Annotated in this window: 17 protein-coding genes and 1 pseudogene; 8 read left to right on the top strand and 10 right to left on the bottom strand. The window is 60.3% G+C overall.

Annotation, left to right across the window (positions count from 1 at the left end):
• Nucleotides 1–183: 183 nt before the first annotated feature.
• Together AGR7B_RS03685 and AGR7B_RS26140 are read left to right on the top strand one after the other, a co-directional pair.
• Nucleotides 184–873, top strand: a complete 690-nt coding sequence (locus AGR7B_RS03685) for an HAD family hydrolase (RefSeq protein ID WP_003520496.1) — start codon at nucleotides 184–186, stop codon at nucleotides 871–873.
• A gap of 13 nt (nucleotides 874–886) precedes the next feature.
• Nucleotides 887–1078, top strand: a pseudogene (locus tag AGR7B_RS26140) (BrnA antitoxin family protein); the annotation flags it as partial.
• Nucleotides 1079–1331: 253 nt separating this feature from the next.
• Here AGR7B_RS26140 and AGR7B_RS03675 read toward each other — a convergent pair.
• Complete coding sequence (locus AGR7B_RS03675; protein ID WP_035236805.1) at nucleotides 1332–1871, bottom strand: hypothetical protein; 540 nt, start codon at nucleotides 1869–1871, stop codon at nucleotides 1332–1334.
• A gap of 265 nt (nucleotides 1872–2136) precedes the next feature.
• Between AGR7B_RS03675 and thrC the strand changes: the two genes are divergently transcribed.
• The 4 genes from thrC to AGR7B_RS03655 all read left to right on the top strand — a co-directional run bounded on the left by thrC (nucleotide 2137) and on the right by AGR7B_RS03655 (nucleotide 8459).
• On the top strand, nucleotides 2137–3534 hold the full coding sequence (gene thrC, locus AGR7B_RS03670) for a threonine synthase (protein ID WP_080856038.1): 1398 nt from the start codon (nucleotides 2137–2139) through the stop codon (nucleotides 3532–3534).
• A 21-nt stretch (nucleotides 3535–3555) separates the two neighbouring features.
• Nucleotides 3556–4854, top strand: a complete 1299-nt coding sequence (locus tag AGR7B_RS03665; protein WP_065654303.1) for a M16 family metallopeptidase — start codon at nucleotides 3556–3558, stop codon at nucleotides 4852–4854.
• A gap of 93 nt (nucleotides 4855–4947) precedes the next feature.
• The gene (locus AGR7B_RS03660) at nucleotides 4948–5547 is read left to right on the top strand and encodes a GNAT family N-acetyltransferase (RefSeq protein WP_003509108.1); all 600 of its coding nucleotides are present in this window, start codon (nucleotides 4948–4950) and stop codon (nucleotides 5545–5547) included.
• Nucleotides 5544–8459, top strand: coding sequence for a sensor domain-containing phosphodiesterase (locus tag AGR7B_RS03655; protein ID WP_065654304.1), 2916 nt, complete (start codon nucleotides 5544–5546; stop codon nucleotides 8457–8459). Before AGR7B_RS03660 ends, AGR7B_RS03655 begins: the two co-directional genes overlap by 4 nt.
• Nucleotides 8460–8655: 196 nt before the next feature.
• On the opposite strand, the gene AGR7B_RS03650 is transcribed toward AGR7B_RS03655, so the two are convergent.
• The 3 genes from AGR7B_RS03650 to AGR7B_RS03635 form a co-directional block, all read right to left on the bottom strand.
• Nucleotides 8656–9762 carry a zinc-binding metallopeptidase family protein gene (locus AGR7B_RS03650; protein WP_080856037.1) on the bottom strand — a complete coding sequence of 369 codons (1107 nt, stop codon included), beginning with the start codon at nucleotides 9760–9762 and terminating at the stop codon, nucleotides 8656–8658.
• Nucleotides 9763–10155: 393 nt separating this feature from the next.
• On the bottom strand, nucleotides 10156–10347 hold the full coding sequence (locus tag AGR7B_RS03640; protein WP_003521119.1) for a CsbD family protein: 192 nt from the start codon (nucleotides 10345–10347) through the stop codon (nucleotides 10156–10158).
• 105 nt (nucleotides 10348–10452) lie between these two features.
• Nucleotides 10453–11058: a YqgE/AlgH family protein gene (locus AGR7B_RS03635; RefSeq protein ID WP_003521117.1), complete on the bottom strand. Its 606-nt coding sequence runs from the start codon at nucleotides 11056–11058 to the stop codon at nucleotides 10453–10455.
• A gap of 160 nt (nucleotides 11059–11218) precedes the next feature.
• Between AGR7B_RS03635 and AGR7B_RS03630 the strand changes: the two genes are divergently transcribed.
• Both AGR7B_RS03630 and AGR7B_RS03625 read left to right on the top strand, forming a co-directional pair.
• Nucleotides 11219–12067 carry a protein-disulfide reductase DsbD domain-containing protein gene (locus AGR7B_RS03630; RefSeq protein ID WP_065654306.1) on the top strand — a complete coding sequence of 283 codons (849 nt, stop codon included), beginning with the start codon at nucleotides 11219–11221 and terminating at the stop codon, nucleotides 12065–12067.
• A gap of 199 nt (nucleotides 12068–12266) precedes the next feature.
• Nucleotides 12267–12752, top strand: a complete 486-nt coding sequence (locus AGR7B_RS03625; protein WP_080856036.1) for a peroxiredoxin — start codon at nucleotides 12267–12269, stop codon at nucleotides 12750–12752.
• Nucleotides 12753–12980: 228 nt separating this feature from the next.
• Here the strand turns inward: AGR7B_RS03625 and AGR7B_RS03620 are convergent, their stop codons facing one another.
• The 6 genes from AGR7B_RS03620 to AGR7B_RS03595 form a co-directional block, all read right to left on the bottom strand.
• Nucleotides 12981–13289, bottom strand: a complete 309-nt coding sequence (locus AGR7B_RS03620; RefSeq protein WP_065654307.1) for a Dabb family protein — start codon at nucleotides 13287–13289, stop codon at nucleotides 12981–12983.
• Between the two features lie 135 nt (nucleotides 13290–13424).
• Nucleotides 13425–13865, bottom strand: coding sequence for a ribonuclease HI (gene rnhA, locus AGR7B_RS03615; RefSeq protein ID WP_065654308.1), 441 nt, complete (start codon nucleotides 13863–13865; stop codon nucleotides 13425–13427).
• A complete protein-coding gene (locus tag AGR7B_RS03610) occupies nucleotides 13862–14830 on the bottom strand; it encodes a homoserine kinase (protein WP_065654309.1) in 969 nt (322 codons plus the stop codon). Before AGR7B_RS03610 ends, rnhA begins: the two co-directional genes overlap by 4 nt.
• 92 nt (nucleotides 14831–14922) lie before the next feature.
• The gene (gene ispH, locus AGR7B_RS03605; RefSeq protein ID WP_003521111.1) at nucleotides 14923–15969 is read right to left on the bottom strand and encodes a 4-hydroxy-3-methylbut-2-enyl diphosphate reductase; all 1047 of its coding nucleotides are present in this window, start codon (nucleotides 15967–15969) and stop codon (nucleotides 14923–14925) included.
• Nucleotides 15970–16046: 77 nt separating this feature from the next.
• Nucleotides 16047–16781 carry an SURF1 family protein gene (locus AGR7B_RS03600; protein ID WP_080856974.1) on the bottom strand — a complete coding sequence of 245 codons (735 nt, stop codon included), beginning with the start codon at nucleotides 16779–16781 and terminating at the stop codon, nucleotides 16047–16049.
• Nucleotides 16782–16791: 10 nt separating this feature from the next.
• The gene (locus tag AGR7B_RS03595; RefSeq protein WP_003521108.1) at nucleotides 16792–17178 is read right to left on the bottom strand and encodes a DUF983 domain-containing protein; all 387 of its coding nucleotides are present in this window, start codon (nucleotides 17176–17178) and stop codon (nucleotides 16792–16794) included.
• Nucleotides 17179–17358 lie beyond the last annotated feature (180 nt).

Here is a 17358-nt window from a genome sequence, read left to right as displayed (position 1 = left end):
TTTTTGCGCGAAAGAGGAACGCCAAACCAAATATTCGAGGCGGCACAGTCGCTTACACAGGCCGACCGAGCTATGAGCCTGATGGGACCGACCTTTGCGGGTGAGCCGGTTGAGCTTGGCGCGGACATGGTCTAAAAGCCCGGCATCATTTTCTTCCAGCCAAATCCGATACAGGGAGCGCCCATGAGCGGCTTCGACCTCATTATTTTCGACTGTGACGGCGTTCTGGTCGATTCCGAAATCATCGCGGCGCAGGTGGAATCCCGCCTCTTGACCGAAGCCGGATATCCGATCTCCGTAGAGGAAATGGGCGAGCGTTTCGCCGGCATGACCTGGAAGAACATTCTTCTGCAGGTGGAAAGCGAAGCCAGCATTCCGCTCTCCGCCTCGCTGCTCGACAAATCGGAAAAGCTGCTCGACATGCGGCTGGAACGCGACGTGAAAATCATCGAGGGCGTGAAATTCGCCCTGTCGCGCCTGACCACGCCGCGTTGCATCTGCTCGAACTCATCGAGCCACCGCCTCGACATGATGCTGACGAAGGTGGGCCTGAAGCCCTATTTCGCGCCGCATATCTATTCCGCCAAGGACCTTGGAGCCGACCGCGTGAAGCCGAAGCCCGACATCTTCCTGCATGGCGCGGCGCAATTCGGCGTTTCCCCCGACCGCGTGGTCGTGGTCGAGGATTCCGTGCACGGCATCCATGGCGCAAGAGCCGCCGGCATGCGCGTCATCGGCTTCACCGGCGCATCCCACACCTATCCGAGCCACGCCGACCGGCTGACGGATGCGGGCGCCGAAACGGTGATCTCGCGCATGCAGGACCTGCCGGCCGTGATTGCGGCGATGGCGGAGTGGGAAGGCGCTTTTTGAGGAGGTAGCTGTGGTGGCATCCCAGACGCAAAAGGAATTCGTACCCGGCCAAGGCTATACCGAAGCGGATTGGGATGCTGTCGACTTTCCCGAAATGACAGATGAAGAGCTGGCAAATGCGCGTCCCGCGAGGGCCGTTTTGCCGCCAGCTTTTTTTGAGGCTGTGGAGGAGTATCGAAACTCCCGTAGCCGCCCGTCAGCGGAGAAGGCGACGGCTGTGGGAAAACCCTCCGGTTAAAACGCATGGAAAGTCGTAGACCTCTCCTCCGTCATGCCGGACTTGATCCGGCATCCAGTCACGGCGCGTCTGCGCCGTGAGAAGAGTCTTTTGCGATCAATGACTTGATCGCGCTGGACCCCGGATCAAGTCCGGGGTGACGGAATTCGGACCTTTGCGCGCAATCAGAACCGAAGCCTGCCGAGCAGCCTCCGGTTTTTTTGACATTTCGCCCGTCAAATCACCGGCGCTTGGTCTTGGCCTTTGCGCCCTGCTCCGCGAAGCCGATGAAGACGCTGACCGACTTCGGTGCGCCGCCCGGTCCGTTGGGGATGGCGACGTGGTCGTTGTTGAAGATGAATTGCGTGCCGGCCCCGCCTGCCGGAACATCGACGGCAAAGGCGGTGGTTTCGCCGTAGATCTCGCCGTCGCCGTCCTTCACAGTCACGCGGATCGGCACGGTCACGCGGCCGGGCTTGGCCATCGGGCCGGGAACGAGGCGGCCCTGGGCCAGCACGTTTACGGTGAGCGTCGATTCATTGGCGGTGCACGAACGCGTCGTATCGGACAGCGAGACCTGATAGGCGAGTTTCTGCGGATCGTCCTTGGCGCCACCGGCGTAGACGCGATGAACGGCGTTGGCATCGAGAACCGTCACGGCCGGGCAATTGGCCTGAACCACGGCAGCCGTCGGTGCGGCCTGCGCCGCCGGCGGGTTGACGGCAAGCGAGTCCGACGGGTTGGAGGAATTGCATCCTGCAACAACGACGAGAAGCGACATCGCGGCGGACAAACGCAAGAAATTCCCTGACACTCTTCTAATTCCCTCTCCATTGTCCCGGAACAGAACCGGAGACGCTGTTTATTGACCTTTCACCCAGGTTGGCGATGGTCTATAGCAGCGACGCCGGAAAAAATCGATTGGCATGTTCGGTTTTGCTTGAATTTTCAGAAAAGCCCTTCATTAGCTCGCCAATCGCCTCATTCCGGTGAGACACTGCGGACAAAGACGCCGATCGCATCGGTAACGGATAAGGGACTATCTCGTGGAATATGTATCGACCAGGGGTGCGGCCCCTTCGCTTGGTTTTTGCGACGCGCTTCTGGCGGGCCTTGGCCGTGACGGCGGGCTTTACGTTCCGCGCAAATGGCCTTCCATGTCGAAGAAGGAAATCCGCAACCTGCGCGGCAAGTCCTATCAGGATGTCGCCTTCGAGGTTCTCTACCGTTTCACCGGCGGCGAGATTCCGGCAGATAAGTTCAAGGCGATGATTGACGACGCCTATGCGACCTTCCGCCATCCTGCCGTCGTGCCGCTGACGCAGACCGGCCCGAACACCTTCGTTCTCGAGCTTTTCCACGGCACCACGCTCGCCTTCAAGGATGTGGCGATGCAGCTTCTCGCCCGCTTGATGGACTATACGCTTTCCGAACGCGGCGAACGCGCCACCATTGTCGGCGCCACCTCGGGCGATACCGGCGGCGCGGCCATCGACGCCTTTGCAGGCCGCGAGCGTACCGATATCTTCATCCTTTTCCCGAACGGCAAGGTCTCTCCGGTGCAGCAGCGCCAGATGACGACCTCGACCGCTTCCAACGTGCATGCGCTGGCAATCAACGGCAATTTCGACGATTGCCAGACGCTGGTGAAGGAGATGTTCAACGACGTGAAGTTCCGCGATGGCGTGAAGCTTTCCGGCGTCAACTCCATCAACTGGGCGCGCATCATGGCGCAGGTGGTCTATTATTTCACCGCGTCGCTTTCGCTCGGCGGCCCCGACCGGAAGATTTCCTTCACCGTTCCGACCGGCAATTTCGGCGATATCTTTGCGGGTTACGTCGCCAAGAAGATGGGCCTGCCGATCGACAAGCTCGTCATCGCCACCAATGACAACGACATTCTGGCGCGCACGCTGAAGACCGGCCGTTACGAGATGCGCGGCGTCAAGCCCACCACCTCGCCCTCCATGGACATCCAGATTTCATCCAACTTCGAGCGGCTGCTGTTCGAAGCCTATGGCCGTGATTCCGCTGCGGTAAAGGCATCGATGGACGGCCTCAAGCAATCCGGATCCTTTGAAATTCCGCCGCACGCGCTGAAATTCATCAAACGCGATTTCCGCGCCGGCCGCGCCACCGAAAAGCACGTGGCGGCAACGATCCGCGACACGCTTGAGAAAACCGGCTACCTGATCGACCCGCATACGGCGACCGGCGTTTTCGTGGCGGAAAAGCATGAAAAGGCGTCAAGCCCGATGGTGGTTCTGTCGACCGCTCACCCGGCTAAATTCCCGGCCGCTGTAAAATCCGCTTGCGCAATCGAGCCTGCGCTTCCAGTATGGTTAGCTGACATTATGAACCGGGAGGAGCGTTTCGACATTCTGGATGCGGAGCTCAAAGCCGTGGAAACCTTCATCGGCAAACACGCACGCGCCGGCAAATAGAGACGCGGAAAGACGTTGAGTATGAGAGTAAATGTGACCCGGCTTTCGTCCGGGTTGACCGTTGTGACGGAAAAAATGCCGCATCTCGAAAGCGTCGCTCTTGGGGTGTGGATCAAATCCGGTTCCCGCAACGAGACCACTGCCGAACACGGCATCGCCCATCTTCTCGAACATATGGCTTTCAAGGGCACGGCGCGCCGCACTGCCCGGCAGATCGCCGAAGAAATCGAAAATGTCGGCGGCGAAGTTAACGCCGCGACATCGACGGAAACGACCTCCTACTACGCCCGCGTCCTGAAAGACCACGTTCCCCTCGCCGTCGATATCCTTGCCGACATCCTGACGGAATCGCTGTTCGACGAAGACGAGCTGGAGCGGGAGAAAAACGTCATCCTGCAGGAAATCGGCGCGGCGACCGATACGCCCGACGACGTGATCTTCGACAATTTCTCCGGTGTCGCCTATCGCGACCAGACCATCGGCCGCCCGATCCTCGGCACGCCGGAAACCGTGCAGTCCTTCACGACAGGCCAGATCAGGCATTATCTCGCCCGCAACTACACGACGGACCGCATTTTCGTCGTCGCGGCCGGTGCTGTCGATCACGAAAGCTTCGTGAAGCAGGTGGAAGAGCGTTTCGCCTCGCTGCCGCAGCTGCCCATTGCCACACCGGTTATGGAAAAAGCAATCTATACCGGTGGCGAAATCCGCGAAACCCGCGACCTGATGGATGCGCAGGTGCTCCTCGGCTTCGAGGGCAAGGCCTATCACGCCCGCGATTTCTATTGCTCGCAGATTCTCGCCAATATCCTGGGCGGCGGCATGTCCTCCCGCCTGTTCCAGGAGGTGCGCGAATATCGCGGCCTCTGCTATTCCGTCTATGCATTCCACTGGGGCTTTTCCGACACCGGCATCTTCGGCGTGCATGCGGCCACCGGCGGCAACGACCTGCCGGAACTGGTGCCCGTCATTCTGGAGGAACTTCGCAAGTCCTCGCAGACCATCCATCAGGAAGAAATCGACCGCGCCCGGGCGCAAATCCGCGCGCAGCTGCTGATGGGCCAGGAAAGCCCGGCCGCCCGCGCCGGCCAGATGGCCCGCCAGATGATGCTTTACGGCCGGCCCATCCCCAATGAGGAGATGATGGAGCGGCTTGGCGACATCACCCGCGCGCGCCTGACCGATCTTGCGGGACGGCTGTTTTTCGATACAGTTCCGACATTGTCCGCAATTGGCCCGCTCGAACATCTGCCGCCTCTTTCCGACATCACTGCGGCGCTTTCCGCGCAGCAGCCCGCAAGGATAAAGGCGAACGGATAAACCGATATGAGAGCGGGATTTAAAGGCGAAGACCGCTCATCTTTTTCGCCGTCCCGCTCGCGGATGGCGATGTCTGCCGCACAGGGATCGTGAATGCTGCGTTTTCTTTCCCGACATAGCGACACGCCCGAACTGCGCAGCGCCAATCACCTTCTCAGACTGCCGCGCTACGGCGATTTCAAGCAATGGCATGTGCTGCGCTCCGAAAGCCGGCAGTTTCTCCAGCCCTGGGAGCCGACCTGGCGGCCGGACGAGCTGACGGAAGGCGCCTTCCGCATGCGCGTGGTGCGCAACGGCCAGGAATTTTCCTCCGGCACCGCCGTTTCCTTCCTGCTGTTCGAGAAAGAAACGCTGCTGGTCGGCGGCATCACCATCGGTTACATCCGCCGGGGTGCGGCGCAAAGCTGCATGATCGGATACTGGATCGGCGAGCGGCACGCCGCCCAAGGCCATATGTCTGCCGCATTAAAATTGGTAATACCATACATCTTTAACGGACTTCAGTTGCACCGTATCGAGGCAGCCTGTATTCCGGAAAACTTCAAAAGCATCCGGCTTCTCGAAAATGCCGGGTTCCAGCGGGAAGGCCTCCTGCGGGAATATCTGAAAATCAATGGCCAATGGCGGGATCATATGATGTTTTCCCTTCTTGCCGACAAGCAAAGCTCCGGCGGAACGAAGTACGATACATGACCTACAATCACACTGCGCCTTGCCTTGCGAAACGTCTGACGGCAATCGCGCTGGCTGCGCCGTTTTTCCTGCTTTTCCTGCTTTTCTCTTCCTATTCCTACGCCTTCGAGCCGGTGAAGATTTCCCGTGACGACACGGCGCTCGACCTGACGGCCACCACCGATATCTATGCCAACCAGGGCGAAGCCTTTCAGGTCTCGACCGCGCCCGGCCCCGACGGCATTCGCCGCCGTATCGAGGTGCGCGCCAGTTCCACCGACCATCAGGGCGACTGGGCGGTTTTCGCACTCGCCAACGTCTCCGAAGAGCAGCTGGAGCGCGTCATCGTCGCCCCGCATTTCCGCCTCGTGAATTCCAAGCTGTTCTGGCCCGATCTCGGCTCGCAGCGCATCATGGCGATCACGCCGAGTGAAGGCTTTGCGCTCGATCGGCAGCCGAGCCCGGATGCCGACGTGTTCCGCATCACCCTCAATCCCGGCTCCGTCATCACCTTCGTCGCCGAGCTTTCCACGCCCCAGCTGCCGCAGCTTTATCTGTGGGAGCCGGAGGCCTACAAGGACACGATCAACGCGTTTACGCTCTATCGCGGCATCGTGCTCGGCATTGCCGGCCTGCTCGCCGTGCTTCTGACCATCCTTTTCGTGGTCAAGGGAACCTCCGTTCTGCCGGCCTCGGCCGCGCTCGCATGGGCGGTGCTCGCCTATATCTGCGTCGATTTCGGCTTCCTCGAGAAGCTCATCACCGTCACCTCAAGCGATCAGCGAATATGGAGGGCGGGCGCGGAAGTGGCGCTCGCCTCCAGTTTCGTGGTCTTCCTGTTCACCTATCTCAATCTCAATCGATGGCATGCGCATCTGGGTTATGCGACCTTTGCCTGGGTGGTGGGTCTGGCGCTGCTGTTCGGGGTCGCCATCTACGATCCCTCGGTCGCCTCCGGCATTGCGCGCGTGTCCTTCGCGCTCACCGCAACGGCGGGCATCGCGCTTATCGTCTATCTCGGTTTCAACAAGTATGACCGGGCGATTTTGCTAGTGCCTTCCTGGGCGCTGATTCTCGTCTGGCTGTTCGGCAGCTGGCTGACGGTCACCGGGCAACTGGACAACGACATCGTGCAGCCGGCGCTCGGCGGCGGGCTGGTGCTGATCGTGCTGCTGATCGGCTTTACCGTCATTCAGCACGCCTTTGCCGGCAGCGCCTATCAGCAGGGTCTCTTCTCCGACCTCGAACGCCAGTCGCTGGCCTTGACAGGCAGCGGCGATACGGTGTGGGACTGGGATGTGACGCGCGACCGCATTGTCACCACGCCCGACATTTCCAACCGGCTGGGGCTGGAACCCGGCGCCATGCACGGTGCGGCACGCAACTGGTTGCCGCGCCTGCACCCTGATGACCGCGACCGGTTCAAGGCGACGCTCGACGTGCTGCTCGACCATCGCAAGGGCCGCCTCAACCACGAATTCCGTATTCGCGCCGAAGACGGTCATTTCCACTGGCTGCAAATCCGCGCGCGCCCGGTTCTCGGCTCCAACGGCGAAATCATCCGCTGCGTCGGCACGATCACCGACATCACCGAGCAGAAAAATTCTGTCGAGCGGCTGTTGCAGGATGCGATGAACGACAATCTGACCGGGCTTCCGAACCGGCAGGTTTTCCTCGACCGCCTGCAATCGATCCTCAACCTGTCTTCCGACAGCGACGGCGTGCGCCCGACCGTGATGGCCATCGATATCGACCGCTACAAGCTGGTCAACGATACGCTCGGCATTGCCGCCGGTGACAATATCCTCATTGCGCTGACCCGTCGTCTGCGCCGTCTTTTGAAACCGCAGGATACGCTGGCGCGTCTTGGCGGCGATGAGTTCGGCCTGATCCTGACCTCGGAGCGCGATCCGCAGCGTGTGGCCGATTTCGCCGATGCGGTGAACAAGGCGATCATGGTGCCGATCAATTTCGCCAATCGCGAAATCATCCTCACCGCCTCCATCGGCCTCGTTTCGTGGATCGACCAGCAGGAAAGTGCGGCAGGACTCTTGAGCGATGCGGAACTCGCCATGTATCGCGCCAAGCGCGCTGGCGGAAACCGCGTCGAGCCCTTCCGCCCTGCCTTCCGCACGTCGGGCACAGACCGGCTGCAGATGGAAAGTGACCTTCGCCGCGCCATCGAGCGCAAGGAGCTGTCGCTGGCCTACCAGCCGATCGTCAAGCTCGACGATGGCGAGCTGGCCGGGTTCGAAGCGCTGATGCGGTGGGAGCACCCCAAGCGCGGCAATATTCCGCCGAGCGAGTTCATTCCGATTGCGGAGGCCTCCGGCCTGATCGAGCCGCTTGGCATGTTCGCGCTGGAACGGGCGGCGACCGATCTGATGGACTGGCAGCACGCCATCGAGAAGATGCCGATCTTCATTTCCGTCAATATTTCCAGCGCGCAGCTGCTGAACAACGAATTGTACAATGACGTGCGCGGCATGCTGACCCGCACGCGTTGCAATCCGCAGCAGCTGAAGCTGGAACTGACGGAATCCGTCGTCATGGAGAACCCGGAGCAGGCGCGGCTGGTGCTTTCAAAGCTCAAGGAAACGGGCTTAAGCCTTGCCATGGACGATTTCGGCACCGGCTATTCGTCGCTCGCCTATCTCACCCGCTTCCCCTTCGACACGATCAAGCTCGACAAGGCGCTGGTTGCCAATACCAGCGACAAGCGCAACGTACTCCTGCGCTCCGTCATCGCCATGGCGCGGGCGCTCGACATGCAGGTCGTGGCGGAAGGCATCGAGACGCCCGAGGATGCAGCAGAACTGGCGCGCATGAACTGCCATTTCGGCCAGAGCTTCCTGTTCGGTACTCCGGTTTCGGGCGATGCGGCGCTGAAGTTGCTGAGAGAGCGTTTCCAGCCGACGAAGCGGGCTTCGTAAGCGGAGTATTGGAACGCGAGGTAGGATACCTCCGTCATTCCGGCCTTGAGCCGGAATCCAGCCAACGGGCGTCTGCCCGGCGGAAAGACTCCTTTCAGCCCAAGGACTTGGGCTGGCTGGATACCGGCTCAAGGCCGGTATGACGGGAGAAGAAAACCGCGCTTCTCCTGGTCAGGACACTCCGCCTGCCGCACATTTACTGCACTACCGCATTCTGCACGGCCATCGGCGACTCATCCGCCGCCACCCTCCCATGCAGCAGGTCATGAATGAATTCCATCTTCACCACCACCGGCGGTGTCAGCACGAAGGGATAGAGGTCAGCCTCCCCCATGCTGCGCTGGATGGAATTGATGGCGACACTGAGCGGAATCCACGCCTTGACCAGCTGCGCGGCGCTGCGGGCTTTGTAAGGATCAAACGTCACCTCGGCCGCCATTTCCTCATGCCCATCAGGATCGATTGCGACGCCGAAGGCGCGGGCGGTCTCCAGCGTATCGACGATATGCAGATAATGGGCGAAACACTCGGCGAAATCCTCCCAGGGGTGGACGGACGCATAGGAACTGATGAAGCTTTCCTGCCAGTCGGTACGCGGCCCCTCTTCGTAATTGCGTTGCAGAGCGGCGCCATAATCCTCGCTGTCGTCGCCGAAGACGGCGCGGCAGGCCTGCAGGCGGTTTTCATCCCGCACCAGCTTGTTCCAGATGAAGTGCCCTACCTCATGGCGGAAATGGCCAAGCATGGTGCGGTAGGGCTCGTTCATATTGGCGCGGACCTGCTCGCGGGTGACATCGTCCGCTTCCGCGGCGCGGATGGCGATCAGGCCCTCATCGTGACCGGTCATGGCGGGAATGACGGAACCATCGGGCGCCACCGCATCCACCAGAAAGTCGAAGACGAGGCCACCGGCAGGGTCGGCATCGCGGTTGGGATGCGGCAAGCCAAGCCGCAGGATCGAATAGAACAGATGCCGCTGCGCCTGGCTGATGCGGCGCCATTGTGCGATGCCCTGTTCGGTTGCGATATCCGGCACCAGACGGTTGTGGCTGCAGGCCGGGCAGAAGGCGCTGTCGCTTTGCGCTGGCACTGACCAATTGCAGATATCGTTCACCTCATTAGCACAAAACCGCACCTGTTTTTGCGGGTCCGCGACGATCTGCCAGTTCGGCTCACCCACGGGCGAAAGTGCCTCCATTGAAAGCCGCTCCGGCACGAAGGCCAGACGATGACCGCAGGAAACGCAAAAACGATTGTCGAAATGAACCGGCTGGCCGCAGGATGCGCAGGAAAAAAGCTTCATCGATGAAACCCTTGCGATGGATCGGGTGGGTGGAGGAAACATACGATGCCAACATGCACCGTAGACGACAGCTGAAAATCATTGACGCTCCTGCGCTCCGGGCTTACCCCCTCTGTCCTGCCGGACATCTCCCCCTCAAGGGGGGAGATCGGCAAGACGCTCTTCCACCACTCCATTCTCAAGTATTGAGATGGGCGAGACCTCGCCTCAGGTCGATCTCCCCCCTTGAGGGGGAGATGTCCGGCAGGACAGAGGGGGGTAAGCCCGGAGCGCATATGAAAGGCGTAACAGGCGACCGCCTTCGGAACATCCCAGACGACAAGAGCGCATGTGCGGTCAACACATGCGCTCCGAAGCGCCGCATCGAAAGAGGCGCGAGGCAGTCAGACGGCATTACATGCGGTCGACGGCGCCCTTGACGGCGTCTTTCGCCTTGCCAACGCTGGTCTGTACCTTGCCCTTGGCTTCCTGGGCAGCACCCTTGGCGCGCAATTCATTATTGCCCGTCGCTTCGCCGACGTTCTTCTTCACCTTGCCAGCAACTTCATTGGCTTTACCGGCGATCTTGTCAGATGTGCTACCCATAATACTACTCCCTTGTTGAGCCGTACTTTCTGTCCGGCTTTCCGGGTGAGTAACGTCAAGGGTCGGGATTTGGTTCCAGCCAAAACCGGCGGAACATTCAGGGGCTCAGGCGTGCCCGGCATCCGTGGAAAGCATGCGCGCATCGACGCCCATGAGCGCCAGCGCCCGCTCGTATTTATTGTCCAGCCCACGGTCGAAGATCAGCTCTTCCGCAGCGGGGCAATTCAGCCAGCCATTATTGGCGATCTCGTTTTCCAGCTGGCCCGGACCCCAGCCGGCATAACCGAGCATCATGGTCGCCCTTTGCGGACCGCGGCCGTTGGAAATGGCGCGGACGATATCGAGCGTTGCCGTCAACGAAATATCATCGCTGACCGGAATGCTGGATTCGCTTAAATAATCATCCGAATGCAGCACGAAACCCCGGCCGGATTCCACCGGGCCGCCGCACTGGATCGGAAATTCGCGGGTGCGGTTGGGCAGCATGATGGCGTCGTTGCTGTCCACCAGTTTCAGGTGCAGCAGAATATCGGTAAAGGTGATCTGCTGCGGCCGGTTGATGATGAACCCCATGGCGCCGGCATCCGAATGGGCGCAGATATAGATCACCGAACGGGCAAAATTGCCGTCGTCCAGCCCCGGCATCGCGATGAGGAACTGACCATCGAGAAAGCCACGTTCGCGTTTGTCCATCAGGGTTGAAAAGCTCACCGGCGCCTCCAGCAGACCGCATTCCGTCATTTAACGAAAACGGCGTTCGCACTTCGACAAAGGACAGGATGCGGCATCGCGCCCGATCAATCAACCGAAAATGATGAACCGCACGAATTCGTAACTGGTCCGCCGGGCGATGTTGGGTTAGACGGAAAGCATGAGCGCCAGAATATTCTTTCGATTTTCACATTTTCGTTTTGCAGCGGCATTTGCTGCCCTACTTGGCGGCGCTGAAGCCGCCCAGGCCGAGATTACCGACTGGGCGAGAAGCGAAGGCGGCCAGATGCGCGTGGCGAGCCTTGCCATGGATGCCGACGGCGTGGTGCGCGGCGTGCTGCAGATCGAGCCGAAGGACGGCTGGATCACCTATTGGCGCGAACCGGGCGAAGCGGGCATACCGCCGCAGATCACGCCCGATCCGGCAAGCGGCGTAACGCTCACCACCATGGCCTATCCGGTTCCGAAGCTGATCGAAAACGGCGACATCACCGATATCGGCTACGACCACGCCGTCAGCCTTCCGTTTCAGCTGAAAGCCACGGACCCGGCGGCAGGCGGGAAGATCGATCTCACCGCCTTCATCGGCGTGTGTCAGAATATCTGCATTCCCTTCGAGGCGAAGTTTTCAATCGAGCGCGGCAATGCCGGTGATGACGACCACGAGGAGCGGCGATTGCTGGAGGAGGCGCGCGAAACGCTGCCCGAGGCGGCCTCCGACGATTTCAAGGTGATCGATTTCCACATCACGCCCGACAAGACCATGCTCGGCGTGCAATTGCAGCTTCCGGAAAACGCGCCGAAGGAGACCGAAATCTTCATCGCCGGTCCCTCGGGCTTTGCCTATTACGAGCCGCAGAACCTGGTGCGCGACAAGCGCAAGCTCTCCTTCTACATGAACATCAAGGGCCTGCCGAAAACCTATCAGGTGCAGGGCAATAGCTGGCCTATCCTGGTCAAATCCGGCGATCGGGCCATGGAAACCATGCTGAATTTCCCGAAGCCCTGAGCAGCGTTTCAGCGCTGGAAACCAGCTCGAAAACCACATGGCAGATTTCATTACCGTGCTCAGGATCCTGTCAGCTTCATCCTGAATCTGACGGGATCCGGACGCCTCGTTTTCGCTTGTCTGCCCGGGAAAACCGGGTTCCACTTTTCCCTGCCAAACTCTATAGTCGCGCGAACCGAACGGCTATAGGAGCACGGACATGACCATCAAGATCGGCGAAAAACTGCCTTCCGCAACTTTCAAGGAAAAGACGGCCGACGGCCCGGTGGAAACCACCACGGACGCGCTTTTCGGCGGCAAGAAGGTGGTTCTCTTCGCCGTCCCCGGCGCTTTCACCCCCACCTGCTCACTGAACCATCTGCCGGGTTATCTCGAAAACCGCGACGCCATTCTTTCCAAGGGCGTTGACGATATCGCCGTCGTCGCCGTCAATGACTGGCACGTGATGGGCGCATGGGCGCAATCCTCCGGCGGTCAGGGCAAAATCCGCTTCCTCGCCGACTGGGACGCGGCTTTCACCAAGGCGCTCGGCCTCGATGCCGATCTTTCCGCCGGCGGCCTCGGCGTGCGCTCCAAGCGTTATTCGATGCTGGTGGAAGACGGCGTGGTGAAGTTGCTTAACGTGGAAGAGAACCCCGGCCAGGCGACGGTTTCGGCCGCTGCGGCGATGATCGAGCAGCTTTGAGGGCGAGCCTGGTCCCTCGTTGCATGTAAAGGCTCCTGCTTCCCGTCATGCCGGACTTGATCCGGCATCCAGCCACGGCGCGTCTGCGCCGTAGGAAGAGTCTTTCGCGATCAAAGACTTGATCGCACTGGACCCCGGATCAAGTCCGGGGTGACGGCGCCTTTCGTGATACGATTCTGCTATAGGCATTCACATTGCAGAATAAAGGGCGGCCCCGCCGCCCTCCACTCAAACATTCATATCGAACACCAGAAGCCCGGCGAGACCCCCATCGGTGAGCGACACGAGACGTTCCCCCACTTCCATGTGCTTGGGATGGGCGAGATAGTCGTCGCGGGCCTCGGGGCTCTCCAGCGTCACGATGAAACCGTCGACAAAACCGCCATTCAGCCCCTCGGGTGAGACATTCTGGCCGTATTTCACATCGATGATGCCGGGTATCACATCCTTCAGGGCGGCAATCGCCTCGAATATTGCGTGTTTTTCAGAAGCGGCCGTTGCAGCCTTGAAGCGTAGAAATACACAATGCAGGATCATCCGGATTTCTCTCCTCCGTTGAGCGCTACCGGAGCGCCCCTTGACGACAAGATAGGTCGGGTTTCGGTTTTCACAACCCCCGATAACGGGGTCGCCGGCTCGGATTTGCCCGGCCCGAAATAGAGCAGGCTTCCATTACCGCCGTTTGAAGGGCTCCATGCCCTTTCGCGCCAATTCGTCGGCGCGTTCGTTTTCCGGGTGGCCGGCATGGCCCTTGACCCAGTGCAAGGTAACCTTATGGCGTTGTTGCGCCGCTTCCAGCGCCTGCCATAGTTCAACATTCTTGACCGGCTTGTTATCGGCGGTTTTCCAGCCCTTCTTTTTCCAGCCGAAAATCCACTTGGTGATGCCGTCCTTCACATAGGCGCTGTCGGTATAAAGATCGACCTCGCAGGGGCTTTTCAGCGCATTGAGCGCCGAAATCGCCGCCATCAATTCCATGCGGTTATTGGTGGTCTCGGCCTCGCCGCCCAAGAGTTCCTTCTCCACCTCACCGTAACGCAGCACGGCGCCCCAGCCGCCGGGACCGGGATTGCCGGAGCAGGCGCCATCGGTGAAAATATCTACATGTTTCATTCGCCCGCCAGCCCATATTCGGCGACAGTGGCGATGGAACGGTGGAACCGCAGCTTGCGCAGATATTCCAGCGGGTCCTTCTTGACCACTAGCGCGCCTTCCGGCGTCGTCAGCCAGTCATAAAGGCGGGTGAGGAAGAAACGCAACGCGGAACCGCGCGCCAGAAGCGGCAGCGCCTCCAGCTCCGCTTCGCTCAGCGGGCGCACCGACTGGTAACCCTCCAGTAGCGCCTTGCCCTTGGTGACGTTGTAAGCGCCATCCTTTTCGAAGCACCAGGCATTGAGGCAGATCGACACGTCATAAGCCAGCAGGTCGTTGCAGGCGAAATAAAAATCGATCAGGCCGGACAGTTCATCGCCAAGGAAGAACACATTGTCCTGGAACAGATCCGCATGGATGACGCCGGCCGGCAGATCTTTCGGCCAATGGGCGGCGAGATAATCGATTTCCGGGCGAATCTCGTCTTTCAGGCCCTTCTCCACCTCGTCGGCGCGGTCTTCGGACTTGTCCCAAAGCACCTTCCAGCCTTCGACGGAGAGCGCATTCGGCCGCTTAATTTCGAAGCCTTCACCCGCCAGATGCATGGCGGCCAGCGCCTTGCCGACTTCGCGGCAATGTTTCGCTTCCGGCTTTCTCAGCCACATGCCCTCGAGAAAGGAAATGAGCGCCGCCGGCCGGCCCGATAGCTCTCCCAGCAACTCGCCATCCTTGCGCGGCAGCGGCAGGGGGCAGGACAGGCCCTTGGCGGCCAGATGCTGCATGAGGCCGAGGAAGAAGGGCAGATCGGATTTCTCCACGCGCTTTTCATAAAGCGTGAGAATCAGCGGGTCCTTGGTGGTATGCAGCAGGAAATTGGAGTTTTCGACGCCTTCGGCAATGCCCTTGTAGGAGGTGAGGCTGCCGACGTCATATTGCGTGAGGAAATTCCTCAGATCATCTTCGGTGATGTCCGTATAAACTGCCAATTTCAAATCTCTTGATGAAGGATGGAGTGGAAATCTCGGGTGGAGATGACGCAGGTGGGACGGAAACCGCCCGCATTCAGCGCCATCCCGCTTCAGATGCCGGCGGCGGTTTTCGGCGGCAGCGCATCATTGGCATTGCCGTTCACGAAAGCCATGTCGTCCGTCGTCAGCTCGATGCTGCGTAGCTCGCGATTGACGAGGAAATGTTCCGTTTCCTCGACCGTCACGGCGAGATCGAGCGTCGTATCGAAACGCGCCTTGAAGGCCTCGATGATCTCATCGACGATGACCTCCGGCGCGGATGCGCCGGCCGAAAGGCCGACGGTGCGAATATCGCCGATTTCATTCCAGTCGATTTCCGAGGCCCGCTGCACCAGCACGGAGCGCTGTGCACCGGCCCGCAGCGCCACTTCCACAAGCCGCTTGGAATTGGAGGAATTGGGGGCGCCAACGACGATGAAGAGGTCGCAACCGGGGGCCGCCTGCTTCACCGCATCCTGACGGTTGGTGGTTGCGTAACAGATGCTGTCGGCGGCGGGCGCCTGAATGGCCGGGAAACGTTCCTGCAGCCTGGCGATGACGCCGGCCGTGTCATCGACCGAAAGTGTCGTCTGGGTGACGAAGCCGAGATTTTCGCGGTCCGCCGGTTCGTAACGGCCGGCATCTTCCACCGTCTCGATCAGCGAAACCGTTCCTTCCGGAAGCTGGCCCATGGTGCCGATGACCTCGGGGTGGCCGGCATGGCCAATCAGCACCACATGGCGGCCAAGGCGCTGGTGGCGCATGGCCTGCTTGTGGACCTTGGAGACCAGCGGGCAAGTGGCATCGAGATAAAACAGATTACGCGCCTGCGCATCCTCCGGCACGGATTTCGGCACGCCGTGGGCCGAGAAAACCACCGGCTGCTCGCGGTGCTCGGCCGGAATTTCATGCAGTTCCTCGACGAAAACCGCGCCCTTGGCTTCCAGCCCTTCCACCACATAACGGTTGTGCACGATTTCGTGGCGGACATAGACGGGTGCGCCATAGGCCTTCAGCGCCAGCACGACGATCTGGATCGCCCGGTCCACGCCCGCGCAAAAGCCGCGCGGTCCGCACAGCCTTATCGTCAAAGGGGGTTTGGAAACGGCGATGTTCATTCCAGCTCCTTGGCCTGCTCCTTGGGCCGTGCTTCATGGCCTTGCCCGACAAGCTGCCTTACCGGACGGGCTGCGCTTTATTCACCCTGCGCCTTACCGTTCCGGAAATAGGCAAAACCGGCGACGATGACAAGGGCCGCCGCCAACCCATACCACGTTATCGCATATTGCAGGTGATTGTTGGGCAAATCTATCAGCGTCACGCCACCCTGCGGCCAGCCGCCCGGATTAGGCGCGTTGTCAGCATCCACGAAGAGGTGGACCAGCCGGTCGGGCGGGATATCGGCGCTGGAGGCCATGGCCGCCAGATCCTTCCAGTAGAAGATGTTCTTGGCGATATCGTTATCAGGCAGCAGCGAGGACGGTTTTGCAACCAGCGGCGCGCGCGAAAGCCCGGTGATCGTCACCTCCCCGGCAACCTGCCCGTTAGGCCGTTTGGCCGGTTCCTTCATCTCGAAAGGCACGAAGCCGCGATTGACGAAGAGAATGCGGCCATCGGCGAGTGTCAGCGGCGTATAGATGTAATAGCCCGTTTGCCCCTGATGGGTGGCGAAGAAATGCCGCTCGCGGGCATGATCGAAGGTGCCGGAAAGGCTGACCGTGCGGTATTCGATATCGCCGCCGCTTTTCGCGATCGCCTCTATATCGGAGAGGGGCACCGGGCTCGCGCTCCGCCGCTCCTCGATATCGGCAATCAGCGCTTCTTTCCAGTAGAGACGCTTCACCTGCCAGGTGCCGAGCCCGAGAAGAATGGCAAGCGCCAGCAGCACCAGCGGCGCGGCGAACCAGACCCGCCTTTCCGCCGCCTTCATGTGGGAAACGTCATTCACGATCAAGCCTGCCTTCGCTTGCATTGTTGCGGTATTGCAGCGCAATCATGATCCCTTTCAGCTTGCGCAGCAGCACGAGGGAGACAATCACCGTAAACGGCAACCACAGCATGACATGCACCCAGACCGGCGGCGCAAAACGCTGATCGAACCAGAGCGCCAGCCCGACGACCAGAAAACCGACGATCAGCATGACGAAAACCGCCGGGCCATCGCCCGCATCGGCAAAACCGTAATCCAGTCCGCAGGCGCTGCAGGCGGGTTTTATGGTCAGAAAGCCGTCGAACAGCCGTCCGTTGCCGCAACGCGGGCAGCAGCCTTTCAAGCCCACCTTGATGGGATCGACCGGCGCGAAATTGCCGTTTGATGGTTCAGACATGACGACCTCCCGCGAAGTTGCCCAAAGCCCGAGGACCACAGCGAGCCTGTTGGAAGCGTGCTTCTAAACCAAGGCAGTCATCTGTCGCTCGGCTTTGCTGCTTGTTTCTTCTCCCCGCCGGGGAGAAGGTGGCCCGAAGGGTCGGATGAGGGGCTAGCTCTCCGAATATCTCTACCGTAG

It is taken from the genome of Agrobacterium deltaense RV3, from assembly GCF_900013505.1.
Lineage (GTDB): Bacteria > Pseudomonadota > Alphaproteobacteria > Rhizobiales > Rhizobiaceae > Agrobacterium > Agrobacterium leguminum.
Note: the sequence above shows the minus strand (reverse complement) of the source record. Positions and strands in the feature narration are given on the sequence as shown.